Origin of the sequence: Enterobacter sp. C6, assembly GCF_008122455.1 — a bacterium.
GTDB classification, from domain to species: domain Bacteria; phylum Pseudomonadota; class Gammaproteobacteria; order Enterobacterales; family Enterobacteriaceae; genus Enterobacter; species Enterobacter pseudoroggenkampii.
The window spans coordinates 1-26,438 of sequence record NZ_QPFW01000194.1 but is presented as its reverse complement, the minus strand read 5'-3'; the positions used below and the strand labels follow the sequence as shown (position 1 = coordinate 26,438).

The 26,438-nt window shown below is 56.0% G+C and carries 26 protein-coding genes; 11 read left to right on the top strand and 15 right to left on the bottom strand.

Features of this window, described 5'->3' with window-relative positions; all coding sequences use genetic code 11:
• Both lplT and aas read right to left on the bottom strand, forming a co-directional pair.
• Window positions 1-806: lysophospholipid transporter LplT (lplT, locus tag DOU50_RS08010; RefSeq protein WP_148769154.1), on the bottom strand; the 806-nt coding region annotated here is incomplete at its 3' end.
• Entirely contained in the window at window positions 799-2,958 is a 2,160-nt protein-coding gene (gene aas / locus DOU50_RS08005; protein ID WP_148769153.1) for a bifunctional acyl-ACP--phospholipid O-acyltransferase/long-chain-fatty-acid--ACP ligase, read from the bottom strand. The genes aas and lplT, both read right to left, overlap by 8 nt.
• A gap of 425 nt (window positions 2,959-3,383) precedes the next feature.
• On the opposite strand from aas, the gene galR reads away from it, so the two are divergent.
• Window positions 3,384-4,400: an HTH-type transcriptional regulator GalR gene (gene galR, locus DOU50_RS08000; RefSeq protein ID WP_048990698.1), complete on the top strand. Its 1,017-nt coding sequence runs from the start codon at window positions 3,384-3,386 to the stop codon at window positions 4,398-4,400.
• On the opposite strand, the gene DOU50_RS07995 is transcribed toward galR, so the two are convergent.
• Entirely contained in the window at window positions 4,361-4,846 is a 486-nt protein-coding gene (locus DOU50_RS07995) for a GNAT family N-acetyltransferase (protein WP_148769152.1), read from the bottom strand. The two genes, galR and DOU50_RS07995, sit on opposite strands and share 40 nt — an antisense overlap.
• A 221-nt stretch (window positions 4,847-5,067) precedes the next feature.
• Here DOU50_RS07995 and DOU50_RS07990 point away from each other — a divergent pair, with 221 nt between their 5' ends.
• A complete protein-coding gene (locus DOU50_RS07990) occupies window positions 5,068-6,105 on the top strand; it encodes a LacI family DNA-binding transcriptional regulator (protein ID WP_032648146.1) in 1,038 nt (345 codons plus the stop codon).
• Here the strand turns inward: DOU50_RS07990 and lysA are convergent.
• Entirely contained in the window at window positions 6,075-7,337 is a 1,263-nt protein-coding gene (gene lysA / locus DOU50_RS07985) for a diaminopimelate decarboxylase (RefSeq protein ID WP_024909307.1), read from the bottom strand. The two genes, DOU50_RS07990 and lysA, sit on opposite strands and share 31 nt — an antisense overlap.
• 121 nt (window positions 7,338-7,458) lie before the next feature.
• On the opposite strand from lysA, the gene DOU50_RS07980 reads away from it, so the two are divergent.
• Window positions 7,459-8,391 (top strand): LysR family transcriptional regulator, encoded by a 933-nt coding sequence (locus DOU50_RS07980; protein ID WP_048990704.1) that lies wholly within the window; start codon window positions 7,459-7,461, stop codon window positions 8,389-8,391.
• Window positions 8,392-8,410: 19 nt separating this feature from the next.
• On the opposite strand, the gene DOU50_RS07975 is transcribed toward DOU50_RS07980, so the two are convergent.
• Window positions 8,411-8,959 carry a flavodoxin family protein gene (locus DOU50_RS07975; RefSeq protein ID WP_032645441.1) on the bottom strand — a complete coding sequence of 183 codons (549 nt, stop codon included), beginning with the start codon at window positions 8,957-8,959 and terminating at the stop codon, window positions 8,411-8,413.
• Between the two features lie 190 nt (window positions 8,960-9,149).
• Between DOU50_RS07975 and DOU50_RS07970 the strand changes: the two genes are divergently transcribed.
• Window positions 9,150-9,542 carry a winged helix-turn-helix transcriptional regulator gene (locus tag DOU50_RS07970; RefSeq protein ID WP_073961475.1) on the top strand — a complete coding sequence of 131 codons (393 nt, stop codon included), beginning with the start codon at window positions 9,150-9,152 and terminating at the stop codon, window positions 9,540-9,542.
• A gap of 15 nt (window positions 9,543-9,557) precedes the next feature.
• Here the strand turns inward: DOU50_RS07970 and DOU50_RS07965 are convergent, their stop codons facing one another.
• The 7 genes from DOU50_RS07965 to DOU50_RS07935 form a co-directional block, all read right to left on the bottom strand.
• On the bottom strand, window positions 9,558-10,250 hold the full coding sequence (locus DOU50_RS07965; protein ID WP_048990711.1) for an aspartate/glutamate racemase: 693 nt from the start codon (window positions 10,248-10,250) through the stop codon (window positions 9,558-9,560).
• An 89-nt stretch (window positions 10,251-10,339) separates the two neighbouring features.
• Entirely contained in the window at window positions 10,340-11,464 is a 1,125-nt protein-coding gene (gene wzz(fepE) / locus DOU50_RS07960) for an LPS O-antigen length regulator Wzz(fepE) (RefSeq protein WP_048990712.1), read from the bottom strand.
• Between the two features lie 215 nt (window positions 11,465-11,679).
• Window positions 11,680-13,095, bottom strand: a complete 1,416-nt coding sequence (locus DOU50_RS07955; RefSeq protein WP_024909313.1) for a sugar porter family MFS transporter — start codon at window positions 13,093-13,095, stop codon at window positions 11,680-11,682.
• A 314-nt stretch (window positions 13,096-13,409) separates the two neighbouring features.
• Entirely contained in the window at window positions 13,410-14,171 is a 762-nt protein-coding gene (gene kduD / locus DOU50_RS07950; protein ID WP_024909314.1) for a 2-dehydro-3-deoxy-D-gluconate 5-dehydrogenase KduD, read from the bottom strand.
• A 63-nt stretch (window positions 14,172-14,234) separates the two neighbouring features.
• On the bottom strand, window positions 14,235-15,071 hold the full coding sequence (gene kduI / locus DOU50_RS07945) for a 5-dehydro-4-deoxy-D-glucuronate isomerase (RefSeq protein WP_148769151.1): 837 nt from the start codon (window positions 15,069-15,071) through the stop codon (window positions 14,235-14,237).
• A gap of 235 nt (window positions 15,072-15,306) precedes the next feature.
• Window positions 15,307-16,485, bottom strand: a complete 1,179-nt coding sequence (locus tag DOU50_RS07940; RefSeq protein WP_024909316.1) for an acetyl-CoA C-acetyltransferase — start codon at window positions 16,483-16,485, stop codon at window positions 15,307-15,309.
• A gap of 93 nt (window positions 16,486-16,578) precedes the next feature.
• Window positions 16,579-17,445, bottom strand: coding sequence for a LysR family transcriptional regulator (locus DOU50_RS07935; RefSeq protein ID WP_148769150.1), 867 nt, complete (start codon window positions 17,443-17,445; stop codon window positions 16,579-16,581).
• Between the two features lie 105 nt (window positions 17,446-17,550).
• Here DOU50_RS07935 and DOU50_RS07930 point away from each other — a divergent pair, with 105 nt between their 5' ends.
• Window positions 17,551-18,012 carry a multidrug/biocide efflux PACE transporter gene (locus DOU50_RS07930; RefSeq protein ID WP_024909318.1) on the top strand — a complete coding sequence of 154 codons (462 nt, stop codon included), beginning with the start codon at window positions 17,551-17,553 and terminating at the stop codon, window positions 18,010-18,012.
• Window positions 18,013-18,131: 119 nt separating this feature from the next.
• Entirely contained in the window at window positions 18,132-19,361 is a 1,230-nt protein-coding gene (locus DOU50_RS07925) for an amino acid permease (RefSeq protein ID WP_024909319.1), read from the top strand.
• Window positions 19,362-19,398: 37 nt separating this feature from the next.
• On the opposite strand, the gene DOU50_RS07920 is transcribed toward DOU50_RS07925, so the two are convergent.
• On the bottom strand, window positions 19,399-19,869 hold the full coding sequence (locus tag DOU50_RS07920; RefSeq protein WP_024909320.1) for an Lrp/AsnC family transcriptional regulator: 471 nt from the start codon (window positions 19,867-19,869) through the stop codon (window positions 19,399-19,401).
• Between the two features lie 115 nt (window positions 19,870-19,984).
• On the opposite strand from DOU50_RS07920, the gene DOU50_RS07915 reads away from it, so the two are divergent.
• Window positions 19,985-20,596, top strand: coding sequence for a LysE family translocator (locus tag DOU50_RS07915; RefSeq protein WP_148769149.1), 612 nt, complete (start codon window positions 19,985-19,987; stop codon window positions 20,594-20,596).
• A gap of 27 nt (window positions 20,597-20,623) precedes the next feature.
• On the opposite strand, the gene DOU50_RS07910 is transcribed toward DOU50_RS07915, so the two are convergent.
• Both DOU50_RS07910 and yjdI read right to left on the bottom strand, forming a co-directional pair.
• Window positions 20,624-20,896: a GNAT family N-acetyltransferase gene (locus DOU50_RS07910; RefSeq protein WP_008499687.1), complete on the bottom strand. Its 273-nt coding sequence runs from the start codon at window positions 20,894-20,896 to the stop codon at window positions 20,624-20,626.
• A 10-nt stretch (window positions 20,897-20,906) separates the two neighbouring features.
• A complete protein-coding gene (gene yjdI, locus DOU50_RS07905; protein ID WP_008499689.1) occupies window positions 20,907-21,137 on the bottom strand; it encodes a 4Fe-4S mono-cluster protein YjdI in 231 nt (76 codons plus the stop codon).
• A gap of 368 nt (window positions 21,138-21,505) precedes the next feature.
• On the opposite strand from yjdI, the gene DOU50_RS07900 reads away from it, so the two are divergent.
• The 4 genes from DOU50_RS07900 to DOU50_RS07885 all read left to right on the top strand — a co-directional run.
• Window positions 21,506-23,134: an ATP-binding protein gene (locus tag DOU50_RS07900; protein WP_048990720.1), complete on the top strand. Its 1,629-nt coding sequence runs from the start codon at window positions 21,506-21,508 to the stop codon at window positions 23,132-23,134.
• Entirely contained in the window at window positions 23,131-23,826 is a 696-nt protein-coding gene (locus DOU50_RS07895; protein ID WP_024909323.1) for a response regulator, read from the top strand. Before DOU50_RS07900 ends, DOU50_RS07895 begins: the two co-directional genes overlap by 4 nt.
• A gap of 168 nt (window positions 23,827-23,994) precedes the next feature.
• Entirely contained in the window at window positions 23,995-25,083 is a 1,089-nt protein-coding gene (locus tag DOU50_RS07890; protein WP_024909324.1) for an ABC transporter substrate-binding protein, read from the top strand.
• An 80-nt stretch (window positions 25,084-25,163) separates the two neighbouring features.
• On the top strand, window positions 25,164-26,438 hold a 1,275-nt coding region (locus tag DOU50_RS07885), incomplete at its 3' end, for an ABC transporter permease (protein ID WP_148769148.1).

Below are 26,438 nucleotides of genomic sequence, written 5' to 3'. Positions count from 1 at the left end.
CCCACCACAATGCCGATGGCCACCATCGCATTCAGATAGGTCGGCGTCGCGTTGTCAGTAATCCCCAGCGCCACCGGCACCCACAGCACCAGCAGGAAGCGCAGCGTGACGCCCGCCCCCCAGAACATACTGGTCCCCATCAGGGAAAAACGCGTTTCACCGTTACGCCACAGCACGCGGCAGGCGGTAAAGAAACTGCCGGTCATCGGTTTAAAGCGCCAGGATTGCCCCGGGCGAGCCACCGGCAGTTTAGGAATAAACAGGTTCGCCACGACCGCCCCACCATACACCGCCGCGCATACGCCCAGTGCCGCCAGGACATGCCAGTCGGCCAGCACGCCACCCGCAACGGATCCGAGCAGGATAGCGGCAATGGTTGACGACTCCATCAGACCATTGGCTTTCACCAGCTTATCCCCGGTGGTCAGCTCGCCGAGAATGCCATACTTCGCCGGGGAGTAGGCGGCGGCGCCAATGCCCACCAGCGTATAGCCAATAAACGGATTGAAGCCAAAGCAAATGCTGGCCGCACCCAGCAGCTTGAGGCCATTGGCAAACATCATTACCCGACCTTTCGGGAAGCTGTCCGCCACCTGCCCGACGAACGGAGCGAAGATAATGTAAGCGCCCACAAACACCATCTGCAGGATCGGCTGACTCCAGTCGGGGTAAAACTCGGCTTTCAGCAGCGCCAGCGTGGCAAACAGCAGCGCGTTATCACCGAACGCAGAGAGAAACTGTGCGGCGATGACGGCCATCATGCCTTTCGATCTGAGCGATGTGTTAGTGTGTACTGACTCACGCATTTTGCTGTTCCGCCTCTTCAACCATGCCTTTCAGGGTCACGAAATCGGGCTTCCCGCTACCCAGCACAGGGAGCTGTTTCAGGTAGCGAATATCGCGCGGCACGGCCAGTTCAGGAATACCGTGTTCACGCGCATAGCTCAGTAACCTGTCGCGCTTAAGCTCACCGTCGGTCGTAAACAGCACCAGCGCCTCGCCTTTGCTGGCGTCACTCTTCACCACCGTCGCATGCATCTTATCCGTGGACACGGCCGTCGCCAGCTGCTCAACCATTTCCAGAGAGACCATTTCACCGGCGATTTTGGCGAAGCGTTTCGCGCGTCCCTGAATCTGTACAAAGCCCTGTTCATCGAAACGGACGATATCCCCGGTGTCGTACCAGCCGGTTTCAACCTCGCCGTTGACGTTTTCCGCCGTCGGCGCTTCCAGCACGCCCGGGTTTTCCACGCGCAGATACCCGTTCATCACGTTTGGCCCTTTGAGCTGCAGACGGCCACCGTCCTCAATGCCCGGCACGGCCAGCAGACGCGCGTCCATCCCCGGCAGAATTCGGCCAACCGTACCCGGTTTCGCCGCCATCGGCACGTTAATCGAGACCACGGGCGCACACTCGGTAACGCCATACCCTTCGAGAATGCGCAGGCCAAACTTGTCCTGCCAGATCTGACGCGTGCTCTCCTGCAGTTTTTCCGCACCGGCCACCACATACCGCACGCGATAGAAGTCATACGGATTGGCGAAACGCGCATAGTTGCCGAGGAACGTTGAGGTGCCGAACAGGACGGTGCAGTTACGGTCATACACCAGCTCCGGCACAATCCGGTAATGCAGCGGGCTTGGATAGAGGAACACTTCTGCGCCGGTCAGCAGCGGCGTAAACAGCCCCACCGTCAGGCCAAAGGAGTGGAACAGCGGCAGCGCCGACATAAAACGGTCATCCGCGGTAAAGTCAGCAATGCTTTTGATCTGCTCAACGTTCGCCAGAATGCTCTTGTGGCTGTGGACGACGCCTTTCGGGTTGCCCTCCGATCCCGACGTGAAGAGGATAATGGCGTCATCTTCCGGCTGCTGTTTGACCTGCGCCAGACGCGGCACCAGCAGGTGAGCAAAAATCCACAGCTTGTCGCCGGTGGTCACGTCGGCTTTCAGATCCTCCAGGAAGACCCAGCGTACCTGGGTGAGCTGCTCGGGAAGATGCCAGAGCTTGCCTTTGTCCAGGAACTGACGAGAGGTAAAGACGGTATTAATCTGGGCAGCGGTGATGGCGCTGGTCAGCCCTTTCACACCCGCCGTGTAGTTCATCATCGCCGGGATCCGGCCCCGGGAAACCGCGCCGAAAATCACCGCCGCGCTGATGCCCGCGTTAGGCAGCATCAGGCCAATCTTTTCGCCCTTTTTGCTGTACTTCTCCAGAATGCGGCCCACAAACAGGGTCTTGGTCAGCAGTTTGCGATAGGTATCCGGGGTAAAGTTGATGTCTTCGATGCAGTTTTTCTTCGCGCCATAGCGGTGCTGCGCGGAAAGCAGAGATTCGTACAGCGTTTCGCGCGGACGCACGGCCATGCGCGCTTCCATCATAATCTGGTGCAGCATTTCCCCGGCGATTTTACGGCGATCGCGGGCACGCGGCGCGTCGGGCATCGGTAACGACGTTGGCGGCAGAATATGCAGCGTGATTTTGGGGAACAGACGCTGCTTCACCAGTCCCTTCAGACGGCTGAAATGGGTCAGCTCTGCGCCTTCAATTCGCAGCGGCACTACGGTCGCTTTTGACTTCGCCGCGACAAACCCCGCACCGTCGTAGATTTTCATCAGCGAACCGGTCACGGAGATACGCCCTTCCGGGAAAATGACCACCGGACGACCCTGCTCGACCAGACGCACCAGATGCTTAATCATCATCGGCTTTGTCGGGTCGAGAGGCACAAAATCAATCAGCGGCGTGAGCCAGCGCATGTACCACTGCTGGCTGATGGAGGTATAGACCGCAAATACCGGGCGCACGGGCAGAAACAGCGCCAGCAGGATACCGTCTATAAAGGAAACATGATTTGGTGTGATAAGAACGCGTTCGCCGCGAAGCGCCTGGGCATCGCCAGTGACGCGGATGCGAAAGAGAATACGGAACAGTGTACGGAAGAACCCAAATAGCATCTCAACTCCCTTTGCCAGCCAGTGTGGAGGGTTGATAGTAAATGGTGGCAGATTACACGAGAAGTGATACGGGAGCGACAGCAAAAGTGGAGGCGAAAAAAAACCTGCGCATCCGCGCAGGTTGGTGCAAGAGATGAGTACGAAACCGTACTAAGAATTCTCACCAATCAATACCTCTGGGATCTCAACTGTATCAATCTCATTAACATCCTCGCCATCGGACAATCGCAACAGCCTGAGGCAAAGTGTAACCAAAGGTTCAGATTGACATTCTTCAGACATGACTGCGCGTGTAACGATTACACCGCCAGGGTTGTTCTGCGTCACGTTTGTGGAGAGCGGAAATCCGCTCCCCTTGAATGCGCGCCGCTTTTCCGCAACACTATTTGGTGTGTAAACGCTTACCCCCAATAAGAAGGTAATGAATGGCGACAATAAAGGATGTGGCCCGTCTGGCAGGTGTGTCGGTGGCAACCGTCTCCCGTGTGATTAACGACTCCCCAAAAGCCAGTGACGCATCACGCCAGGCGGTACAAAGCGCCATGGAATCACTGAACTATCATCCCAATGCCAATGCCCGCGCGCTCGCCCAGCAGTCCACAGAAACCATTGGTCTGGTGGTAGGAGATGTCTCCGATCCCTTTTTCGGCGCGATGGTGAAAGCCGTTGAGCAGGTTTCTTATCAGACAGGCAATTTTTTGCTGATCGGCAATGGCTATCATAATGAACAAAAAGAACGCCAGGCCATCGAGCAGCTGATCCGCCACCGCTGTGCGGCGCTGGTAGTACACGCTAAAATGATCCCGGATGCCGAACTGATTCATCTGATGAAGCAGATCCCCGGGATGGTCATCATCAACCGCATTATTCCCGGCTTTGAAAAACGCTGCGTTGCGCTCGACGACCGCTACGGCGCGTGGCTTGCGACCCGTCATCTGATTCAGCAGGGCCACACCCGGATTGGCTATCTCTGTTCAAACCACCCGATTTCTGATGCAGAAGACCGTCTGCAGGGCTACTACGATGCCCTGCGCGAAAACGGACTGCCGTGCAATGACCGCCTGGTGGCCTATGGCGAACCGGATGAGAGCGGCGGTGAACAGGCCATGACCGAGCTGCTGGGTCGCGGACGGAATTTCACGGCGGTTGCCAGCTATAACGACTCGATGGCCGCAGGGGCAATGGGGGTGTTGAACGACAACGGGATTGAGGTACCGGCAGAAATTTCGCTGATTGGCTTCGACGACGTGCTGGTCTCCCGCTACGTTCGCCCGCGCCTGACCACCGTGCGCTACCCGATTATCACCATGGCCACACAGGCCGCCGAGCTGGCGTTAGCGCTGGCGGAACAGCGCCAGCCGCCGGATATTACGCATCTGTTTAGCCCGACGCTGGTTCGTCGTCACTCCGTTGCGTCGCCTGCGGAAGCGCAGAGCGAATAACGGTAGAGGTGAACCCGCGTGTTGGGGTATTCCAGCCCATCGCCGATATACTGCCAGCCGTAACGTTCGTAGAAGTCACGGCAGGCAGACCAGAGGTGCAGTTCTTCATATCCCGCCTGCGCGGCCCAGGTAATAACATGCTGCTGTAACTTTCCTGCCAGCCCCTTGCCTCGCGCCGCGTCGTCAACGTACAGCGCCGCCAGCCACGGAAAGAGATCCTGACGGGTGATCAAATCGCAGCGCCAGATCCCCACCGTGCCAATAAGCTGTTGGTCTTCTACGGCAATAAACGTCAGCGGTAATTTTCCCGGCGTCTGGCTGTGCTCAACGATGCTGTGGAAAAATTCCCGGGGAAGCCCTTCGCCAAAGGCCTGCCAGATCCAGTCAGTAACCTGCTCAGCATACTGCGGTGCATCGTAAAGCGGGAGGATAACAGTCTTTTTCACGTTTCACCTGCGTATTCTCATTAATGGGCTGGCCTGACGCCTCCAGCTCGTTTTGGCGATTATTTTACCAGAGTCAGACTATTTAGTTTTACTTCAGGCAGGCCAGACAAATCGTTACCGAAAAGCGTGATCGTGGCGGAATTTTTGCGCTTCCCGCATCGCTTATACGGCGTAAGCTCTGTGTTAAACTGCAGATCATTACGTGAAAGCAGGAATGTAGAATGGTAACAATGCTGGATGTCTCACTGCGCGCGGGCGTGTCGAAGGCCACGGTATCGCGCGTGCTGAACGGCACGGGTCAGGTTAAAGAGAGTACGCGTCAGCAGGTGTTTGCGGCGATGGAAGAGCTGGGCTATCGGCCGAACTTTCTCGCGCGCTCGCTGGCTAACCAGACCAGCAACAGCATTGGTCTGGTCGTCTCGACCTTCGACGGCTTTTACTTTGGCCGCCTTCTCCAGCAGGCGTCGCGGCAGACCGAAACCCACGGGAAACAGCTGATCGTCACCGACGGTCACGACGCGCCGGAACAGGAAGAACAGGCGGTGCAGATGCTGGCCGATCGCCAGTGCGATGCCATCGTGCTTTACACGCGCTATATGAGCGAAAAAGCGATCATCAAACTGATGAACACCGTAAAAACACCGCTGGTGGTCATTAACCGTGAAGTGAGCCAGGCGCCGGATCGCTGCGTGTTCTTCGAACAGCAGGATGCCGCGTTTAAAGCCGTGGATTATCTGATTGAACAGGGCCATCGGGAGATCGCCTGTATCACCGTCCCGATCCATACCCCAACCGGAAAAGCGAGGCTGATGGGCTATCGCAAGGCGCTGGAAAAGCACGGCATCCGTCTGGACGAGCGTCGGATAAAGTACGGCGATGCGGGAATGACCGGGGGATACGAGCTGTGCAAGGAATTGATTGCCGACGGTGTATCGTTTAGCGCCCTGTTTGCCTGTAACGACGATATGGCGCTGGGCGCGTCCAAAGCGTTACACCAGGCGGGGCGTAAAATCCCGCAGGATATTTCACTGTTCGGCTTTGACGACGCCCCAAGCGCAAAATGGCTGGAGCCTGCGCTCTCATCGGTTTATCTGCCCATCGACAATATGATTGTCACGGCCATCGATCAGGCGATCCGGCTGGCAAAAAACCAGCCGGTCGATGCCATCCCGCCGTTTACCGGCACGCTGGTCTTACGCGATTCGGTCACGACGGGGCCGTACTTTCATCAGATGAGCTCTAACGCCAGCAGTTCCTGAATGGTCTGGCGGCGGCGGATCAGCCGCGCCTTGCCGTTATCAAACAGCACTTCCGGCAGCAGCGGGCGGCTATTGTAGTTAGATGACATAGACGCCCCGTAAGCACCGGTGTCGTGCAGCACAAGATAATCACCCGGTTTGACCTCTGGCAGCGCGCGGGTCTCCACTTTGCCGCCCTCCTGCTGGGTAAACACGTCACCCGATTCGCACAGCGGCCCCGCAACGACCGTCTCAACGCGTGGTGCCTGCGATAAATCGCGGCCGTCGGCAGCCAGGGCGGTAATGTGGTGATAGCTGCCGTACATGGACGGACGCATCAGATCGTTAAAGCCTGCGTCAATCAATACAAAGTGGCGAGACCCCATCTCTTTCACGCTGCGCACCTGCGAAACCAGCACGCCGGCTTCCGCCACCAGGAAACGGCCCGGCTCAATTTCCAGTTTTACCGCGTGGCCCAAATGCGCGGCGATTTGATCGCGCGCGGCGCTCCACAGACCGTAATAGTGATCGGTATCAATCGCCTCTTCCCCTTCGCGATAAGGAATGGAGAGACCGCCACCGGCAGAGATCGCCTCCAGATCCTGACCGAAGTCGACAACCTGGCGCACCATCGCGCCGCACACCTGCTCCAGGTGGCCGTAATCGACGCCAGAGCCAATGTGCATATGAATCCCCACCAGCTTCAGGCCGTAGCGCTGTAATACCGCCAGCGCGGCAGGCATATCGGCATACCAGATCCCGTGCTTGCTGTTTTCGCCACCGGTATTGGTTTTTTGGCTGTGGCCATGACCAAAGCCCGGGTTCACGCGCAGCCAGACGCGATGGCCGGGTGAAACCTCGCCCAGTTGCTCCAGCATATCCACAGAGCCGGCATTCACCGGGATCTGCAGCTCGTGGACGCGCGCCAGCGTCGCATCGTCGATCACATCGGCGGTAAAGACGATCGCGTCACCGTCGGCTTTCGGATCGTATCCGGCCGCCAGCGCGCGCTCGATTTCGCCGAGTGAAACGGAGTCCACCTTCACGCCCTGCTCACGCATCAGGCGCAGAATGTGGATATTGGAGCAGGCCTTCTGGGCAAAACGCACCACGTCAAACTGATGCAGGGCGGCGATCTTCTCGCGAACGATCTGCGCGTCGTAGACCCACACCGGGCAGCCAAATTCGGCGGGCAGGCGCAGCAGGTTGTCGGCGTTCAAATCGGTATCAGTCTGGTTCAGCGGGCGTGGCATGGTCTTCTCCGGGTAAATGCGTTTTCATGATTACGCCACAGCACAAAGAGAATAAAAAATATCGTTTTATCGCGAGTCTATGCAAAAATGATATGGTCAGTTCTCTGCTTTCAGGTGCCCTATGCCCGCCGTCAATTTACGCCATATCGAGATTTTTCACGCCGTGATGACCACCGGTAATCTCACCGAAGCCGCACAGATGCTGCATACCTCGCAGCCGACGGTGAGCCGCGAGCTGGCGCGCTTCGAGAAAGTGCTGGGGTTGAAGCTGTTCGAACGTACCCGGGGCAGGCTTCACCCGACGGTACAAGGGTTACGCCTGTTCGAGGAAGTTCAGCGCTCCTGGTACGGGCTGGACAGAATAGTGAGTGCCGCGGAAAGCCTGCGCGAGTTTCGTCAGGGCGAGCTGTCGATCGTCTGCCTGCCCGTCTTTTCGCAATCCTTTTTGCCGATGCTGCTGCAACCCTTTCTGGCCCGATACCCGGAGGTCAGCCTCACCATCGTGCCTCAGGAATCACCTCTGCTTGAAGAGTGGCTTTCGGCTCAGCGCCATGATTTAGGCCTGACCGAAACCCTCTCCACGCCAGCGGGAACGGCGCGCACGGAGTTGCTCTCGTTAGATGAAGTGTGCGTTCTGCCCGCCGGGCATCGGCTTGCCGGTAAGGCGGTGCTTACACCGGAGGATTTCCACGGGGAAAACTACATCAGCCTGTCGCAGACCGACAGTTATCGACAGCTGCTGGATACGCTGTTTGCCGAGCATCAGGTCAAACGCCGAATGGTGGTAGAAACGCACAGCGCGGCCTCGATTTGTGCGATGGTACGCGCAGGCGTCGGCGTCGCGGTGGTGAATCCGCTCACGGCGCTGGATTATGCGGAAAGTGGGATTGTTGTACGTCGGTTTAGTGTCTCAGTTCCTTTCACCGTTAGCCTAATCCGCCCACTGCATCGTCCGGCATCGGCGCTGGTGGAGGCGTTCAGTGAACATCTGCAAGGAGGGTTAAGTCTGTTGGCTGGACAGCTAAATAAGATGTTGAATCAGACGCCCCACTGAACAGCGGGCGCCTGAACACTCAGTTAAAACGTTTCGCAATAGCCGCTACACGCTCGCCGAATTTCACAGCGGTTTGCAGATCGCCACTGGCAATGGCGCCAGCATCAGCATCTGATGGAGACTGCACCAGCAAACCGACTGAACCGCCCAGATTATTAATATCCTGACGGGTAGCCGCGAGAGTATTTGACGGCGGCAGCCCCAGGCTCACCCAAATCCCACCGTGCTGAGAGGCCAGCGTTTGCAGGTATTGCAACGACACCTGCTTATCACCGTTCAGGCTGGCGCTGTTGCTGAAGCCCGCGAACACTTTGTCCTGCCAGCTACGCACGAACCAGGCTTTTGAGGTCGCATCAGCGAATTTCTTAAACTGCCACGGTACGCTTCCCATGTAGGTTGGCGCGCCAAAAATAATCGCTCTGGCATCGTTAAGTTTTTGCCAGTCGCTTTCCTGAATATCGCCATTGCTGTCAATGGCGATCAGCTCAGCCTGCGCGCCCTCGGCGACTGTTTCAGCAACGCGTTTGGTGTGGCCGTAGCCAGAATAATAGATAACTACAACGCTCATGATAGATCTCCTGATGCAATATTGCCTTGTGAGTCAAACGATTAAGACGACTTTAAAATTGCTCTGCGAGCCCGTTGCCATTTTCGGTTCCCTGGTATCAAATAGAAACCTTACGTCGTTTTATACACGCAAACATTCACGGGCGTAAGAAGGCACCTTTATCTCACCTGGTTACCTCGAGGGAACCACCATGACCCAAACAGCAGTTCTGAAAAAGGAGATGCCTCCTTACAACGTGTTCGATGAACGCTGCCCGACCCGCGGCGTGCTGGCGCGTATCGCCGATAAGTGGGCACTGTTAATTCTTGCGCGCCTTGAGAATGGGCCGATGCGCTTTAGTCATCTTCAACGTGATATTCAGCGAATCACCAAAAAGGTGCTGACCCAGTCTTTACGCAAACTGGAACGTGATGGGCTGGTGTCGCGAAAGATATTCGCCACGGTACCTGTAACCGTCGAGTACAGCCTGACGCCGCTTGGCCAGACGTTAACCGAAACGGTGACTGTGCTTGCGCACTGGGTGGAAAATAATATTGATGCCATTGTGGCGGCGCAATCCGCTTATGACGCCGCCAACACGTAAACCTAAACCGGGTGCTCAGGACAACATAAACGCCACGGCATCGGCGGCATGAATTGCAGTGGTATCAAATACCGGGAGAGGGCTTCGCTCGACGGGTACCAGCAAACCAATCTCAGTGCAGCCGAAGATCACCCCTTCGGCCCCCTGCTGCCTAAGTTTATCGATAACGCTGACGTAATACGCGCGGGAAGCTTCGCTGAAGGTACCGAGGCAGAGCTCGTCAAAGATAATCTGATTGATGCGCGCCCGATCTTCTTCATCCGGGATCAGGCTTTCTATCCCAAATTCACTGTGCAAACGTCCACGATAAAAATCCTGTTCCATGGTGTAGCGTGTACCCAAAAGCGCTACGCGGCGCATTCCGGATGCCGCAATCGCACGCCCGGTCGCGTCCGCGATATGCAGAAACGGCAGCGAGCAGCGGTCCTCAATATGCGACGCCACTTTGTGCATGGTATTGGTACACAGCACTATCCCCTCGGCGCCGGCCCGCTCAAGCCCGAGCGCCGCTTGGGCCAGGATCTCTCCGGCTTTATCCCACTCACCGCTCGACTGGCAGGCTTCGATTTCATGGAAATCAACGCTGTGCAGCAGCAGACTTGCGGAGTGCAGACCACCCAGACGCTGCTTTACCCCTTCATTAATCAGGCGGTAATAAGGGATTGTCGATTCCCAGCTCATACCACCTAACAGGCCGATCGTTTTCATCATCCCTCCTTATCTTTGGTCTCTTTTTTTAACACAACCGATGCACATAAAAAAAGCGCCCTATTGAGCGCCTTTTTAAACTGCAGATTTTATTTCGCCACCGGCTCTGGCGGCGAAGTACGGGTGTGCATCGCCTCGCGCAATAACACGCTACCGCAGGCAAACAGGCCCCCAAGAAGCGCCGCCAGAACGACAATCAGAGCCTTGCCCGGGCCATCCTTTTTCACCGGCATGGAGGGTGAAAGCTGGTACCTGAATGGCTCAAGTTTAACATCGGCAAAGGAGAGATTTTTCAGCTGTGCCAGGTAGTATTCCCGGTTCTGAAAGTCCGCATTCAGTTCAGTCACGTCCTTCAGATTTTTTTCAATCTTCAGTTTTTGCGCGATACCGTCAGCACCGAGCGCAACAGAATAATCCGGGTCATCCTTTACGGCCTGCCCGTTGCTGTAGACCGGCTTCTTGATACCGGCGGCATTCGCCACTTCCAGGGAATAATTCAGTCGCTGCAGGTTGGTATTGTGAACATTGGTCAGACGAACACGATCCAGTTCCAGCTGCTGCTCAACGACGTTCGTTTTCAGGGCGATCTGGTTGCGGATATTCTGCACCGTCTCTTTTTCGACGATAGCCACGATATAATTGATATACCCCTCCAAAACGGTTTGCGCATCGCCTGCTGTTGGCGCAGTGAAGCTCAATGTCCAGGAGACAAAAGGCACTTTATCCGCGCCTTTTCCCTGATCGTCATTCACCGCTTTCATTCTGTCTGAGATGTTGACTATCGCGCGATGCAGATCGAGCGGATCCACCTCAACACCTTTAAGCTGCGATATCACATAAGGAGAGGATTTCATGTACTCTTCGAGCAATGACTGCGACTGAAACTTTTTAATAAAGAGATCAAAAATTTCTGGACGGGTAATTTTCACGTCCACGTCAAGTACCTGCAGCGCAACCAGCATCTGGCGCAGCGGATTCCACTGCGACTGTTCTGCCGGGGTGATCACCGCTTTACTGGTCCATTTTTGCGGCAGTAAAAATGAAACGGCCAGCCCCACCAGCGCGAAAGCAAAGACGATGGCGACGATACGTTTTTTCGCCGCCAGAAGGACCTCAAAAAGTCCCAGAAGATCGATCTCTTTTGCGCTTACAGCCGGGCCGGCATAACGGGGAAAGTCGAGGTCCGTGCTTTTTTTGAAATCCATTTCTGACATAGTGATTCTTCTTTTTCCGGATGCAACGCATCTCTTAACATTGATGGCGGTGGTCCGATAATACATCAACATAAGAAAAATCCTAATGCCTGTTCCCTCTCTGTGTCTACTCCCTACCAGAGTTAGTAGTGATCTTAGTCACATTTTTATTGTGATTAAGCCACCTTTCCCTTTCCAGTTACGGCACGTATTAAAACCTTCGGACGGGCAAAAAATCACCCGCCGATGTTCCGCAGTTTCTCTCCAGCCATCAGCTTGCGCTCGATGTGTTCCAGCGTCACGCCTTTGGTTTCCGGGATCAGCCAGAACGTGACGCCAATAAATGCCACATTCAGTACCGTATAGAGCCAGAACGTTCCCGCTGCGCCAATCGCGTCCAGCAGCGTCAGGAACGTCGCACCGATGATCATGTTCGATACCCAGTTGGTTGTCGTGGAACAGGTGATGCCAAAGTCACGGCATTTGAGCGGCTGAATTTCGGAGCACAGGATCCACACCACCGGCGCGGCGCTCATCGCGTAGCCAGCGATGCACATCATGGTCATCCCGACAGAAAGCCAGGAAAGTCCGCTTGACGCCGTGCCGTTATCAAATTGCATCAGGCAGTAACCGAGGATCAGCGTGCCGAGCGCCATCACGCTAAAGCCAATCTTCAGCGCAGGTTTACGGCCGGCTTTGTCCACGGTGAATACGGCAATAAAGGTGGCGAACATGAAGGTCAGCCCGACCACCAGGGTGGCGATCATCTGCTGTTCCGTGGTGGTGAACCCGGCCATTTTAAAAATACGCGGCGCGTAGTACATGATGATGTTCATGCCGGTGAACTGCTGCATCGCCTGCAGCAACATGCCGAGGAAGACCGCCCGGCGCACGTTGCGGTTGATCTTAAATAGCGCCCAGCCACCCTGCTTCAGCTTCAGGCTTTCGCGGATCTCGTTCAGCTCTTCGCGCGCTTTCTCCGAGGTATCGCGCAGCATGCGCAGGACCTCTTCTGCCTCCACGTGGCGCCCTTTTTGCGCCAGCCAGCGCGGACTGTTCGGCAGGAAAATCACTAAGACAATCAGCACCACCGCTGGCAGCGCCAGCACGCCGAGCATTGCGCGCCAGTTGCCGCTGTAGCTGAAGTAGGTGTCAGACAGGAACGCCAGCACGATACCCAGCGTGACCATCAGTTGATACATGCTGATCATCTTGCCGCGCACGTTCTCACTCGCCATTTCGGAGAGATAAAGCGGCGCGGTGTAGGAGGCAATCCCCACCGCCACGCCCAGCAGCACGCGGGAAAGCAGCAGCACCTCTACGTTTGTCGCAAACGCGGAGCCGATCGAACCCGCGACGAACAGGATCGCCCCGACCATCAGGCTGTATTTGCGCCCCAGGCGGAACGATAGCCAGCCGTTAAATAGTGCCCCGATGGCCGCGCCGAGCATCATGCTGCTCACCACCCACTCCTGCAGACGGTTACTGAGGGTAAAGTGATCGGTAATAAAGGGCAGCGCTCCGGCAATGACGCCGATATCCAGTCCAAATAACAGGCCCGCCACGGCGGCGGCAATGGAGACAAACTGGTTCATGCGCCGGGTATCACGCAGCGCAGCGGGCATTAGGGTAGAGTCATTGATAGATGTCATATTTTTCCTGCCTCAACAGCAAAATTCGTTAACTGAAATTACGAGAAAGCGAGGAAAAGTGTCAGGCGGGAATTCGTGAAGATATGGATTATTTCGCTATGGCATCGCGATCTGTGATGGACATTACAATTTCAACTAATGCTGAAATTGCCATGTTTTTTTATTAATTACCTAATATTTAAGCAATAAAAATGTGATACGCGTCATTCGTGAATTCTCAGTATGGATTTTTCATCTTATGTCATATGGATAATGGTAATTTTTACCCAAAAAAAACCTCCACCCGAGGGCAGAGGTTCGTCATGCAGGTGGAACTAACGTGCCAGCCAGCCGCCATCGACCGCCACGGTGTAGCCGTTGATGTAATCCGATGCCGACGAGGCCAGAAAGACCACCGGCCCCATCAGATCGCGCGGAAGACCCCAGCGCCCCGCCGGAATACGATCGAGGATTTCCGCGCTACGCTGCTCGTCTGCACGCAGCTGCTGCGTATTGTTGGTCGCCATGTAGCCCGGCGCAATCGCATTCACATTGATGTTGTGCTTCGCCCACTCGTTTGCCAGAAGGCGGGTCACGCCCATCACGGCGCTTTTGGACGCGGTGTAAGACGGCACGCGGATACCGCCCTGGAACGAGAGCATGGAGGCAATATTCACGATCTTGCCGCCGTTCCCCTGCGCGATAAAGTGCTTTGCCGCCGCCTGGGACATGAAAAATACGCTCTTGATGTTCAAATCCATCACGTCATCCCAGTCGCGCTCGCTGAAGCTGATCGCATCTTCGCGGCGAATCAGCCCGGCATTGTTGACCAGAATGTCGATATGACCGAATTCCGCCACCGCGCGATCCAGCAGTTCAGGAATGGCATCGATTTTACGCAGGTCGGCGGTCAGGCTCAGGAAACGGCGGCCCAGCGCCGTCACGCGCTCGAGGGTTTCAGTCGGTTCAACGATATTAATTCCGACGATATCGCAGCCCGCTTCCGCCAGGCCTAGCGCCATCCCCTGCCCCAGCCCGGTGTCACAGCCGGAAACCACAGCCACTTTCCCCTGCAGAGAGAATGCATCCAGAATCATGTTTATTCCTTACTCTTTCAGAGCCTGTCACTCACAGGCAAGTTTATGCTTCACTGCCCGCGACTAGCGCAAATCGCTGACCGCAACATGGTCCATATCATCGAAGACCTGATTTTCGCCCACCATTCCCCAGATAAAGGTGTAGGCTTTCGTCCCTACGCCGGAGTGAATAGACCAGCTCGGTGAAATCACCGCCTGCTCGTTGTGCATCACGATATGGCGCGTTTCCTGCGGCTGTCCCATCATGTGGAACACGCAGGCGTCTTCCTCCATGTTGAAGTAGAAGTAGACCTCCATTCGGCGCTCGTGGGTATGGCACGGCATGGTGTTCCACAGGTTGCCTGGCGCAAGCTCGGTCAATCCCATGCTGAGCTGGCAGGTCTCCAGCACGTCCGGCACGAAGTATTTATAGATGGTGCGGCGGTTGCTGGTGAGGTTGTCGCCCAGCGTCACGGGTGCGACGTCTGCCGGGGTCACTTTTTTGGTTGGACAGGTGGTGTGAGCCGGCGCGCAGTTGTAGTAAAACTTCGCAGGCTTGCTGGCGTCGATGCTGGCAAAGACCACGTCTTTCGCCCCTTTACCCACGTACAGTGCCTCGCGATGGCCAATCTCATAACAGTGTCCGTCTACGGTGATGGTGCCCGGCCCGCCGATGTTGATCACCCCCAGCTCGCGACGCTCGAGGAAATAGCTCACGCCCAGCTGTTTACCGACCTCGCCGCCCACGGAGACGGTTTTCGTGACGGGCATAATGCCGCCCACAATAATACGGTCGATATGGCTGTAAACCATGGTGTACCTGTCGGCCTCGAATATCTGCTCGACTAAAAATGCCTTGCGCAGCCCCTGAGTATCCAGCGTTTTGGCGTGCGCGCTGTGGATGCTTTCTCTGACGTCCACGGTAACCTCCAGATGTGGTCATGCCCGAAGGCGGAAATAAACGAAACAGCGTTCCGTTTTTCATATTGAACACATACTATCGGCATAAAGCGGGCTTTTCAATTATATTTAAAACAACGTTTCATTTTTATTTTTGTTTATGACGAAAATGATGTTCGGATCACAATTAAACCGTAGGGAGAAAAAGGGCGCGAAAAAAAACCTCCCGGAGGAGGTCATTTTCAATTAGGAGAAGTTAGCGTTCGATGGCCAGCGCCACCCCTTGCCCGCCGCCTATACAGAGCGTGGCAATCCCTTTGCGGGCATTGCGCTTTTTCATTTCGTGGACCAGCGAAACCAGGATCCGGCAGCCGGACGCCCCGATCGGGTGCCCCAGCGCGATCGCCCCACCGTTAACGTTGACCCGCAGCGGATCCCACTCCAGCATTTTTCCGACGGAGATCGCCTGCGCGGCATAGGCTTCGTTCACTTCGATCAGATCCACATCCGAAAGCTGCCACCCGGCACGCTCCAGACAGCGGCGGGTCGCGTAGACCGGTGCGATCCCCATTAACGCAGGATCAACCCCCACGCTGGCGAACGCCTTAATGCGGGCCAGCACGGGAAGATCGAGTTCGAGGGCTTTGCTTTCGCTCATCATCATGACGGCGGCAGCGCCGTCGTTAATGGAAGAGGCATTTCCCGCCGTCACCGATCCCTGCATTTCAAACGCAGGATTCAGCCTCGCCAGCCCTTCAGCACTGGCGTCGGTGCGCGGCTGTTCATCGGTATCCACGACAATAAACTCACCGCTCTGACGCTGCGTGCTGACAGGGACAATTTCGTCGCGAAAACGACCGGAATCAATCGCCGCACGCGCTTTTTGCTGCGAGCTCAGCGCGTAGGCATCCTGCACCTCACGGCTGATGCCGTACTCGCGCGCCAGGTTTTCCGCCGTCACGCCCATATGATAGTCATTGAACGCATCCCACAACCCGTCATGCACCAGGCTGTCGAGCAGTTGACTGTTGCCCAGCTGTGCGCCGGTACGGCTGTCGGTCAACACGTGCGGCGCGCGGCTCATATTCTCCTGCCCGCCCGCAATGATCACGTCCGCTTCACCACACTGAATGGCCTGCGTCGCGAGATGCAGCGCTTTTAATCCAGAGCCACAGACGTCGTTAATGGTGATGGCGGAGACGGTATTGGGCAGCCCGCCCTTCAGCGCCGCCTGACGCGCAGGGTTTTGCCCGGCACCGGCCGTGAGGACCTGTCCCAGGATCACCTCATCAACTTCATGTGCTGCGATCCCGCTACGTTCCACCAGCGCTTTCACCACCACGCTCCCCAGGTCAACCGCCGAGTGACGCGCAAGCGCTCCCTGAAAACAGCCGATAGCTGTACGCAACGCACCCACTATTACGACATCTTTCATCACGACCTCTGTGTTAAATGACATGACGATAGTAGAGGATTGTTACTGGCAATTATCTTAATTGTTTAAAAATAGTGAGTTTAATCACAAGGATCAGCGCGCATCCTGCAGATACTGCCGCAGCCAGCTTCCGGCAACGCCGGGAGGGGATCGCTTATTCCACAGCAGATCGATGCCGATCGCCCGCGGCCAGCCGGGAACATTGAGCTGTACCAGGGATTTCGCGGCGGCAAACTCATCCACCAGCGCGCACGGCAAGACGCACCAGCCAAATCCCTGAACCGCCATACTCAAGAGTAACAGGTAATTCGGTGCTGACCAGACGGGCCCGCGCGCGATCTCAGCCTCGCGCTCCAGATAGGTGCTCAGCCGCAGCTCTCGCCAGCCGTGCAGCTCGTCACGCTGAACGTCATGTTGTCCGGCCAGCGGATGCGTGGTCGCGACATAGATCGCCATGCGGGTCTGCATCGGCAGCCGGATAGCGCCGATATCCGTAGGATAACCGTCTCGCGCTTCCGTCAGGCCAATCTGCGCGCGCTCCTTTTGCAGCAGATCGATCACGTCCTCCTCCTCGCCAATCAGACATTCGAATTCCGTATGGGGAAAGCGCGCGTCAAACTGTTTCATCATCTCTTCCAGCACGTCCGGGTTAAGGGTATCGGAAAGGACAAACGTCAGACGCGCCTCCGTTTGCGCCGTTAACGACACCGCCAGCTCGTCCAGCCGCGTGCTGGCGGCCAGGATGGCCTGCACGTAGCCCAGCACCTGTTCCCCCTGGGCCGTTAACACCGGCTGGCGCGCCGAGCGGTCAAACAGCTCGAAACCGAGATCGGCTTCAAGATTGGCAATGGACGTGCTGATCGTCGACTGGCTTTTACGCAGCCGGCGGGCGGCCGCAGAAAAAGAGCCCTCCGCAACGGTCTCGACAAATGCGTTAAGGGCTTCGGGTGAATAGCGCATAACCTATCTACTTTAACGATGGATACTATCTTTAATATATCAGCTTTTGCGATGAAAATAGGCCACATCAACGCCTATACCGGCGAATTAATGAGGTCTGTGATTATGCAACATCAGGATGCACTCCAACGTAAACTGCCGGAGCGGATCTTTCATGCTGTCTGTTTTGAAGGGATTGCGACGGCGATCCTCGCCCCTACGGCGGCGTGGCTCATGCAGCGTTCCGTGGTGGAGATGGGTGGGTTGACCATTATTCTGGCCACCACCGCCATGCTGTGGAACATTATTTATAACTTCGGCTTCGACCGTTTCTGGCCGGTTCAGCGCGTCAAACGTACGGCAAAAGTGCGTGCGCTGCATGCGCTGGGGTTTGAATGCGGGTTTATTGTGATTGGCGTGTCGATTGTCGCCGCCGTGCTGGGCGTCACCCTGCTTCAGGCATTCACGCTGGAAATAGGTTTCTTCCTGTTCTTCCTGCCGTACACCATGTTCTACAACTGGGCATACGATTGCCTTCGCGATAAATTTCTTAAGCGTCGCCAGCAACGGCGCGCCCTGGCAGGCTAAACCACCTCTGGCCGGACGCCCGTTCCGGCCAAACTCCTTCGAAGCAACTGCGCTCTCCGTGCATAACTATGGTAAATTGCACTCCATTCCGATGGTTTGATAGTTGATACGTTGCTCTAATGTCGAAAATTTGGTCAAAAGATGAGACTCTCTGGAGTTTCGCTCTCTACGGCACGGCCGTGGGCGCAGGAACGCTGTTTTTGCCCATTCAACTGGGCTCAGCAGGCGCTATCGTCCTGTTTATTACTGCCCTCGTGGCCTACCCCTTAACCTACTGGCCGCACCGGGCGCTGGCGCAATTTATCCTGTCGTCCAAAACAAAAGGCAACGAAGGGATCACCGGCGCCGTGTCGCACTACTACGGCAGGAAGATTGGCAATCTGATCACCACGCTCTATTTCATCGCCTTCTTTGTGGTGGTGCAGATTTATGCGGTGGCCATCACCAACTCACTCACGGAACAGCTGGCGAAACACCTGACGGTGGATACCGCCGTTCGCGTGCTGGTCAGCCTGGGGGTGGTGCTGGTCCTGAATCTGATCTTCCTGATGGGACGGCATATCACGATAAAAGTGATGGGCTTCCTGGTGTTTCCGCTGATTGCCTACTTCCTTTTTGTCTCGCTCTATCTGATCGGCAGCTGGCAACCTTCGCTGCTGACCAGCCAGATGGCCGTCGATCGCCATACGCTGCACCAGGTCTGGATTTCGATTCCGGTGATGGTGTTTGCGTTCAGCCATACCCCGATTATCTCCACATTTGCCGTTGATCGTCGCGAGAAATTTGCCGACGGCGCAATGGATAAATGCAAGAAAATCATGAAGGTGGCGTACCTGATTATCTGCCTGAGCGTGCTGTTCTTTGTCTTCAGCTGCCTGCTCTCTATTCCACCGTCGTACATTGTGACCGCCAAAGAGCAAGGGGTGACGATCCTGTCCGCGCTGTCGATGATGCCTTCTTCACCGGCGTGGTTGGGGATTTCCGGGATTATCGTGGCGATTATTGCGATGTCGAAATCGTTCCTCGGCACCTATTTTGGGGTGATTGAAGGGGCAACGGAAATCGTGAAGTCGTCGCTCAATCAGGTGGGCGTGAAAAAGAGCCGCGCCTTTAACCGCGCGATATCCATTATGGGGGTGTCGTTAATCACCTTTGCCGTCTGCTGCATTAACCCGAACGCCATTTCGATGATTTACGCCATCAGCGGCCCGCTTATCGCCATGATCCTGTTTATCATGCCGACGCTGTCGACGTATCTGATCCCCTCCCTGAAACAGTACCGTTCCATTGGCAACCTGCTGACGCTGATCGTCGGGGTGCTGTGCGTGTCGGTGATGTTTGTCGGCTAATCTCCTTTGATGCCCGGCGCTCTGCCGGGCATGTCATTCAGTCTCGTCCCGTGACGTCCAGCGGAAAAGGTCTGTCCTGCACCACCGTTTTCATCACCAGCGTAGAGCGAAGATGCTGCACGCCAGGCATGGCGGAAAGCTTCTCGTCATAGAGCTTCTGGAAAGCGGAGAGGTCGCGGGTCACGACGTGCATCAGATAATCGGGATCGCCAAACAGACGCTGCGCCAGCACGATCTGCGGAATTTCCTCCACCGCCGCTTCAAACGCGCTAACCGCCTTTCGGTCCCCCTCTTTCAGCGTCGCAAAGACGATCGCCAGGAAGTTAAACCCCATTTTAGCCGGATCCAGGCTGGCACGATATCCCGTTATGGCCCCGCTTTGCTCCAGCGCCCGCACGCGACGATGGCACGGCGAGAGGCTCAGATTCACTCTTTCAGCCAGCTCGGTAAGGGATAAGCGGCCATCTGACTGTAGCTCAGCAAGAATTTTTCGATCGATGCTATCCATGTGGAAGATTTTCTCAATTTCACCGTGTTATGAGCATAACATTGAAAGCCTATTTCGCAGGGTTAACGATATTCTTTTTCGCAACGTTTGACGCACTGCGGGAGTTTTCAGGACGATGGAAATGAGTATTGTGGCCGGCTTTTGGGTGGTTTCTTTTCTGCTTATCATGACCCCGGGGGCCGACTGGGCCTACGCAATTAGCGCCGGGATCGACGGCCGCCGCGTGGTACCGGCGGTTATGGGGCTGATGTCCGGGCATCTGCTAGCCACGTTGATTGTGGTGGCAGGCGTGGGGGTACTGATTGCCCAACATCCGCTGGCGTTAGCCGGGCTGACCGTGGCGGGAGCGCTGTATCTCCTGTGGCTTGGCATAACGTTGCTGCGTCACCCGGCCGCACCGGAAAAGACCACCCAACACGCGGGAAACTGGACGCAGTGGGCGGTGAAAGGGCTCTGCATTAGCGGCCTAAACCCGAAGGTTTTTTTGCTGTTCCTGGCCCTGCTTCCGCAGTTTACAGACCCGACCGGAAGCTGGTCGATAGCGATGCAGATGTCTGCGCTTGGGATGATGCACCTTATCACCTGTACGCTGGTCTATCTGCTGGTGGGGTATGGTTCGAAAGCGGTGCTGGCGACCCGACCACAGGCGGCGCGTCTGGTGAGCAGGGCATCGGGAGGGTTGATGGTGCTGATAGCGCTGGTATTGCTGTATGAGCAGGTGAGATAAAAAAACACCGGCCATCGCCGGTGTTATTTACGCGCGAATATCGTCATATTCCCGCGTTTTATCAAACTCATGCTTCGCGAACGGGCACAGCGGAATAATTTTGCGGTTCTCACCGCGCATCTTCTCCACCACTTTTGCCACCAACTGTTTACCGACCCCCTGCCCTTTCAGGCTCTCATCCACATCGGTATGCTCAATGATGCTCAGGTGCTCGCCGGTCGGCACGAAGACAATCTCCGCGACCTGATTACCGTTCGCATCATTCACGTAAAACTTGTTATGGCCTTCCAGAATATCCATGGTTCCTCGCTTATTTTTGGCGATACTTCAGCGCACCGCTCGGGCAGGTATCAATCACGCGGACAACCGTTTCAACGTCCACTTCATCGGGAATAATCCACGGTTTACGTTTCAGATTAAACAGCTTTGCGCTCCCACGCACGCAGTTACCGGAGTGTTTGCAGATCCCGGTATTGAAGTAAACGTCAATTTTCTCGCCGGTATAGGCCCGGTAACCCGCATCCAGTAGTTCTTTATCCATGACATTGCCTCTGTAATTATTATCGTGCTGAATGAAGCATAGCCTTACGGGATCCTGATGGCTATATACCCGTCATACTTCAAGCTGCAGGTGCGTTGGCTGCACTCACTCACCCCAGTCACGTACTTATGTACGCTCCCGGGGATTCGTTCCCTTGCCGCGTTACTCGGCCTGTGGCCTCGCCCCTTCGGGGCCAGCGCAAGCGCTGTTCAAAACGGCAAGCCGTTTTGTCCTGCAACTCGAATTATTTAGGGTATAACGCCGAAAACGAAAAGCCAGGTCACAACTCTTTTCTCGCCAGATTGCGTCCACTACTGGCGCATGTCAGGCTCGGCAAATGTCACTTTTACATAACTTCCGCAGGTTGAATGAAACGCAGACTCTCTTTTCAGGTAAAGCTGTTTTTAGCGCTGGTGTGCTTCTCCTGCCTGCTGTTAGTTCTGCTGGGAACAATCCTGTTTCATTTTATTGACCGACAGCTCCATCACGATCTCGGCCAGCGCGCCCGAGTTCAGGCCAGCCAGATCGCGCTGATGCCGGGTCTGGCGGCAATGGTTGCGGCCAGAGATATCCCCGGCATCGCCCGGTTAATTCAGCCGCTGCGCGCCGAAAGCGATGCCAGCTACATTGTGATTGGCGATACCGAGGAACAGCACCTCTATCATTCGGAATCCCCGGAGCGCATTAATTTACCGATGATCGGCGGGGACAATGCGGAGGTGTTAAAGGGTAAAACCATTATTTCCGTGCGTCAGGGTGGGATTGGCGTGTCGCTACGCAGCAAAGCCCCCATCTTCAATGCGCAGCATCAGGTGATTGGCATTGTCTCGGTCGGCTATCTGACATCCTATATTGCCAACATAAATGCCCGCATTCTCTGGCAGTCCGGGCTGTACGGCGCGGGTCTTCTTCTGCTGCTGTTTATGTTCTCCTGGCTGTTTACCCGCAATCTCAAAAAACAGATGTTCCGACTGGAGCCGAAAGATATCGCTCAGCTGGTTTTGCAGCAGCGCGCGCTATTAGAAGCCATGTATGAGGGGGTATTTGCCGTCAATGAAGAGAAGCAGCTGATTTTAATTAACCGCGCCGCACGAGAAATGCTGGATATCCGGCAAAGTGAGAAAGAACTTATCGGCAAACCGCTGGAAGACGTTCTGCAGACGTCACCGGGCTTTTTATCTCAGCGCTACGCCTCGGTGAGCAGCGGCCGCCACGACCAGATTGCTGTTCTTAACCAGCGCGAGGTGATCGTCAACCGCGTGGCGATTGAGGTTGAACCCGGCGTTGAAAGCGGCTGGGTCTACAGCTTTCGCGACAAAAATGACATCAACACCCTCAGCAGCCAGCTCAGCCAGATCAAGCGCTATGCGGATAACCTGCGCATTATGCGCCACGAGCAGCTGAACTGGACCGCCACGCTGGTGGGATTACTGCAGATGAAACACTATGACGAGGCGATCCGTTACATCCAGATACAGTCCGAAGGCGCGCAGCGCGTGCTGGATTTTGTCTCCGCCCGCTTTTCCTCTCCCGCGCTGTGTGGTCTGCTGTTAGGAAAATACGTCAGCGCGCGCGAGAAAGGGATCGAGCTGCTGTTTGACCCCGCCTGCCAGCTCACCCGTATGCCCGCCACGCTCAACGAAACGGAGCTGATGTCGGTTATTGGTAATCTGCTGGATAACGCGGTGGACGCAACCCTTAAAGCACCGGTCCTCGCGCCGGTAGAACTCTATATTTCTGACCGTAACCAGGAGCTGCTGATCGAGGTGGCCGACCGGGGTTGCGGGGTGGAGGATGCGATGAAGCCGCATATTTTCCGCCAGGGATTCAGCAGCAAACCGGAGCGTGAAAACGACATTGTGGGCACCGAGCACGGTATTGGCCTGTTCCTGGTGGCAGGATATATCGACAAGGCCGGCGGCAGTATTGAGATTGCCGACAACACGCCACAAGGGACTATTTTTTCTGTGTTTATTCCGAATGGGCCAAAAGCATGACCCGAGCACTTGATGTTGTGATCGTTGAAGATGAGCCGCACCTGGCGGAGCTGCATCGCGAGTATATCGAGCAGAATTTTCATTTGCGCGTGGTGGGCATCGCCGCGTCGATTGAGCAGGCATGCAGCCTGATTCGTCAGCATCAGCCGCGGCTTATCCTGCTGGACAACTATCTTCCGGACGGTAAAGGCGTGGAGCTCATCGATAACCCGCTGCTGAAAAGCTACGAATGCTCGGTGATCTTCATCACCGCCGCCAGCGATATGCAAACCTGCAGCCACGCCATGCGCAGCGGCGCGTTTGACTACCTCATCAAGCCCGTCTTTTTCCAGCGCCTGCACGCCTCGCTGGAGCGGTTTATGCGCTTCATCCACACCGTGCAGCAGGTGAAGGTGGTCGACCAGCATGCGCTGGATCGCCTGTTTAATCTGCCTGCCGCGGAATCCTCAGCTACGCCGTCCACGAAGGGTATTGAGCCCCAGACGCTGGAACGCATTAAACGCCTGTTCGCCGAACATCCCGACAATGCGATGTCGGTTGAGGAGGTGGTGGAAAACGTGGGGATCAGCAAAACCACGGGGCGTCGCTACCTTGAATACTGCGTGGAGAGCGGGTTAATCAGCGTCGAAATGCTGTATGGCAATATTGGTCATCCACGCCGGTTATACCGCAAAGCCCCCGATAAACCGTAATCCAGAACCGTTCGTAAGCTAACGTTCGCGGATTTTATGGTGTTAATTGCTGAAACGACGGCGACAATCACACTTCGGAATCATTACCCGCTTCCCCCTATTGTGGGTGGAGCCCGATACGCTATGTTGACAATTAGTTCCTCAAATGTAACTAAAAGGTTAACTATAATGTCGAACACGTTCCGAATTTCTCTGCTTACCGCTACTGTACTGTTCTCTGCTTCTGCACTCTCTGCCCTGCCGCAGGGCTATCCTGCTGAATATCAAAAAGTGGTTGATGCCGCCACGAAAGAGGGCAAGGTTGTCATCTATTCCACCACCGACATCAAAGCTGCCGGACCGCTGATCCAGGGCTTCGAAAAAACCTACCCGGGCATTAAAGTCGAATACAACGACATGAACAGCACCGAGCTGTACAACCGTTTCATCAGCGAACAGGCTTCCGGCGGCGTGAGCGGCGACGTGGTCTGGAGCTCCTCGATGGACACCGGCCTGAAGCTCGCCACCGACTACGCCATGGAGTACAAATCTCCGGAGCAAAGCCAGCTGCCGAAATGGGCGGTCTGGAAAGATAAGGCCTACGGCACCACCTATGAGCCGGTGGTCTTTATCTACAACAAGCGTCTGATCCCGGCTGGCGACGTGCCGGATTCTCACGCCGCACTGGCGAAGCTTATCGCCAGCCAGACGGACAAATTCAAGAACAAAGTCACCACCTACGACATCGAAAAATCGGGTCTGGGCTTTATGCTCTCGGTACAGGATCACAGCGCCGATCCAAACTACTTTAAGACCCTGGCCGACGTCGCCAAAGGTGGCCTGTCGGTGCAGTCGTCTACCGGCACCATGATGGAGCGCGTCTCCTCCGGTGAAAACCTGATTGGCTTCAATATCCTCGGTTCCTATGCGGAAGCACGTGCGAAGAACGATCCGTCGCTCGGCATCTCCTATCCAAAAGATTACACCCTGGTGCTGTCGCGCGTGTCGTTCATCAGCCAGCAGGCGCAAAACGGCAACGCTGCGAAACTGTGGCTGGACTACGTGCTGTCTGAACAAGGGCAAAACATTCTGGCCAATCAGGCGGACATCCCCTCCATTCGTAACGATATCGAAGGCAAGAATGATATCGACGGCCTGACAAAAATCCTCGGCAACGCGCTGAAGCCGATCCCGGTTGATGAAACCCTGCTGGAATACCTGCAGCCGAAAAAACGCCTCGAGTACATCAAAGAGTGGCGTACCGCCGCCGGTAAATAAGCATCTGAGCGCGGCGCTGGCCGCCGCGCTTCCTTATCGACTGAGTTCGTTTTTCTGGGCTGCAATACCAGGGATACCCCATGAATACATTACGCAGAAAGTGGCAAAGCCTGCCGCGAGGCATCGTCGTGCTGATAACCGCCCTGGTTATCTACACGCCGCTGTCGTTTATCGTGATACAGAGCTTCCTGTCCGCGCCGTTCTTTTCGCCGTCAAAAGAGTGGAGCTTTGAATCATTTGATTTTATTTTCACCGACCCTGATTTTTATAAGGCCCTGAAAAGCGGCTTTATTCTTGCTTTCGGGCTGGTCTTTATCTCTATTCCGCTGGGCGGCGTGCTGGCGTTTCTGATGGTGCGTACCGACCTGCCCGGCCGCCGGTTGATTGAGCCGCTGATCCTGGTGCCGATTTTCGTTTCACCGATGGTGCTGGGCTTCGGCTACGTGGTGGCCGCCGGTCCGGTGGGCTTTCTCTCCCAGTGGGCAGAGGCGCTGATTGGCTTTGTGCCGTGGAACATCTACGACATGTCGAGCATTGTGGTCATCGCCGGCCTGACGCACGTCCCGCACGCCTATCTGTATATCTCGTCTGCACTGCGCAGCGTGGGTTCCGATGTGGAAGAAGCCGCGCGCACCGCGGGCGCGTCGCCCTGGCAGGTGATGACCTCCGTCAGCCTGCCGATGGTGCGCCCGTCGATTCTGTACGCCACCGTGCTGCTGTTCTTCCTGGGGCTGGAGGTGTTCGGCCTGATGCTGGTCCTCGGCGACCCGGAAGGCAACATGGTGCTGGCGACCTATCTCTATAAGCTGACGAACAAGATGGGCACCCCATCCTATAACCTGATGGCGGCGGTTGCCGTGGTGCTGATCTGCATCACCATCCCGCTGGTGATGCTCCAGCGTCGACTGATGCGTACCGCCAACCGCTTCGTCACCATGAAGGGCAAGGCCTCGCAGGCCCGCGCGCTACCGCTGGGTAAATGGCGCTGGGTGGCTGGCGCGGTGATTGCCTTCTGGCTCACCGTCACCATCGGCGTTCCGCTGCTCGGGGTGGTATTGCGCGCGTTTATCTCCAACTGGGGCGTGGGCGTTTCGCTGTGGGACGAGCTTTCTCTGAACACCTTCCGCACCATCTGGGCGCAGCCCAACCTGCTGCGCGCCATCGTTAACTCCATGGCGATTGGCGTCATTGGCGGCGCGCTGGCCGTGGTGTGCTACCTGTTTGTCGGCATTGCCATGCACCGCAAGCCTGATAACACCACGCGTTTCCTGGACTACAGCGTGCTGGTGCCGCGCGCCGTGCCTGGCCTGCTGGCGGGTCTGGCCTTCCTGTGGGTGTTCCTGTTCCTGCCGATG

What these genes read in the sequence shown, in the direction of transcription:
- aas (WP_148769153.1), bottom strand. Translation starts at nt 2,958, where the DNA reads ATGCTATTTGGGTTCTTCCGTACACTGTTCCGTATTCTCTTTCGCATC.
- galR (WP_048990698.1), top strand. Translation starts at nt 3,384, where the DNA reads ATGGCGACAATAAAGGATGTGGCCCGTCTGGCAGGTGTGTCGGTGGCA.
- DOU50_RS07990 (WP_032648146.1), top strand. Translation starts at nt 5,068, where the DNA reads ATGGTAACAATGCTGGATGTCTCACTGCGCGCGGGCGTGTCGAAGGCC.
- lysA (WP_024909307.1), bottom strand. Translation starts at nt 7,337, where the DNA reads ATGCCACGCCCGCTGAACCAGACTGATACCGATTTGAACGCCGACAAC.
- DOU50_RS07980 (WP_048990704.1), top strand. Translation starts at nt 7,459, where the DNA reads ATGCCCGCCGTCAATTTACGCCATATCGAGATTTTTCACGCCGTGATG.
- DOU50_RS07975 (WP_032645441.1), bottom strand. Translation starts at nt 8,959, where the DNA reads ATGAGCGTTGTAGTTATCTATTATTCTGGCTACGGCCACACCAAACGC.
- DOU50_RS07970 (WP_073961475.1), top strand. Translation starts at nt 9,150, where the DNA reads ATGACCCAAACAGCAGTTCTGAAAAAGGAGATGCCTCCTTACAACGTG.
- DOU50_RS07965 (WP_048990711.1), bottom strand. Translation starts at nt 10,250, where the DNA reads ATGAAAACGATCGGCCTGTTAGGTGGTATGAGCTGGGAATCGACAATC.
- DOU50_RS07955 (WP_024909313.1), bottom strand. Translation starts at nt 13,095, where the DNA reads ATGACATCTATCAATGACTCTACCCTAATGCCCGCTGCGCTGCGTGAT.
- kduD (WP_024909314.1), bottom strand. Translation starts at nt 14,171, where the DNA reads ATGATTCTGGATGCATTCTCTCTGCAGGGGAAAGTGGCTGTGGTTTCC.
- DOU50_RS07940 (WP_024909316.1), bottom strand. Translation starts at nt 16,485, where the DNA reads ATGAAAGATGTCGTAATAGTGGGTGCGTTGCGTACAGCTATCGGCTGT.
- DOU50_RS07935 (WP_148769150.1), bottom strand. Translation starts at nt 17,445, where the DNA reads ATGCGCTATTCACCCGAAGCCCTTAACGCATTTGTCGAGACCGTTGCG.
- DOU50_RS07930 (WP_024909318.1), top strand. Translation starts at nt 17,551, where the DNA reads ATGCAACATCAGGATGCACTCCAACGTAAACTGCCGGAGCGGATCTTT.
- DOU50_RS07925 (WP_024909319.1), top strand. Translation starts at nt 18,132, where the DNA reads ATGTCGAAAATTTGGTCAAAAGATGAGACTCTCTGGAGTTTCGCTCTC.
- DOU50_RS07920 (WP_024909320.1), bottom strand. Translation starts at nt 19,869, where the DNA reads ATGGATAGCATCGATCGAAAAATTCTTGCTGAGCTACAGTCAGATGGC.
- DOU50_RS07915 (WP_148769149.1), top strand. Translation starts at nt 19,985, where the DNA reads ATGGAAATGAGTATTGTGGCCGGCTTTTGGGTGGTTTCTTTTCTGCTT.
- DOU50_RS07910 (WP_008499687.1), bottom strand. Translation starts at nt 20,896, where the DNA reads ATGGATATTCTGGAAGGCCATAACAAGTTTTACGTGAATGATGCGAAC.
- yjdI (WP_008499689.1), bottom strand. Translation starts at nt 21,137, where the DNA reads ATGGATAAAGAACTACTGGATGCGGGTTACCGGGCCTATACCGGCGAG.
- DOU50_RS07900 (WP_048990720.1), top strand. Translation starts at nt 21,506, where the DNA reads ATGAAACGCAGACTCTCTTTTCAGGTAAAGCTGTTTTTAGCGCTGGTG.
- DOU50_RS07895 (WP_024909323.1), top strand. Translation starts at nt 23,131, where the DNA reads ATGACCCGAGCACTTGATGTTGTGATCGTTGAAGATGAGCCGCACCTG.
- DOU50_RS07890 (WP_024909324.1), top strand. Translation starts at nt 23,995, where the DNA reads ATGTCGAACACGTTCCGAATTTCTCTGCTTACCGCTACTGTACTGTTC.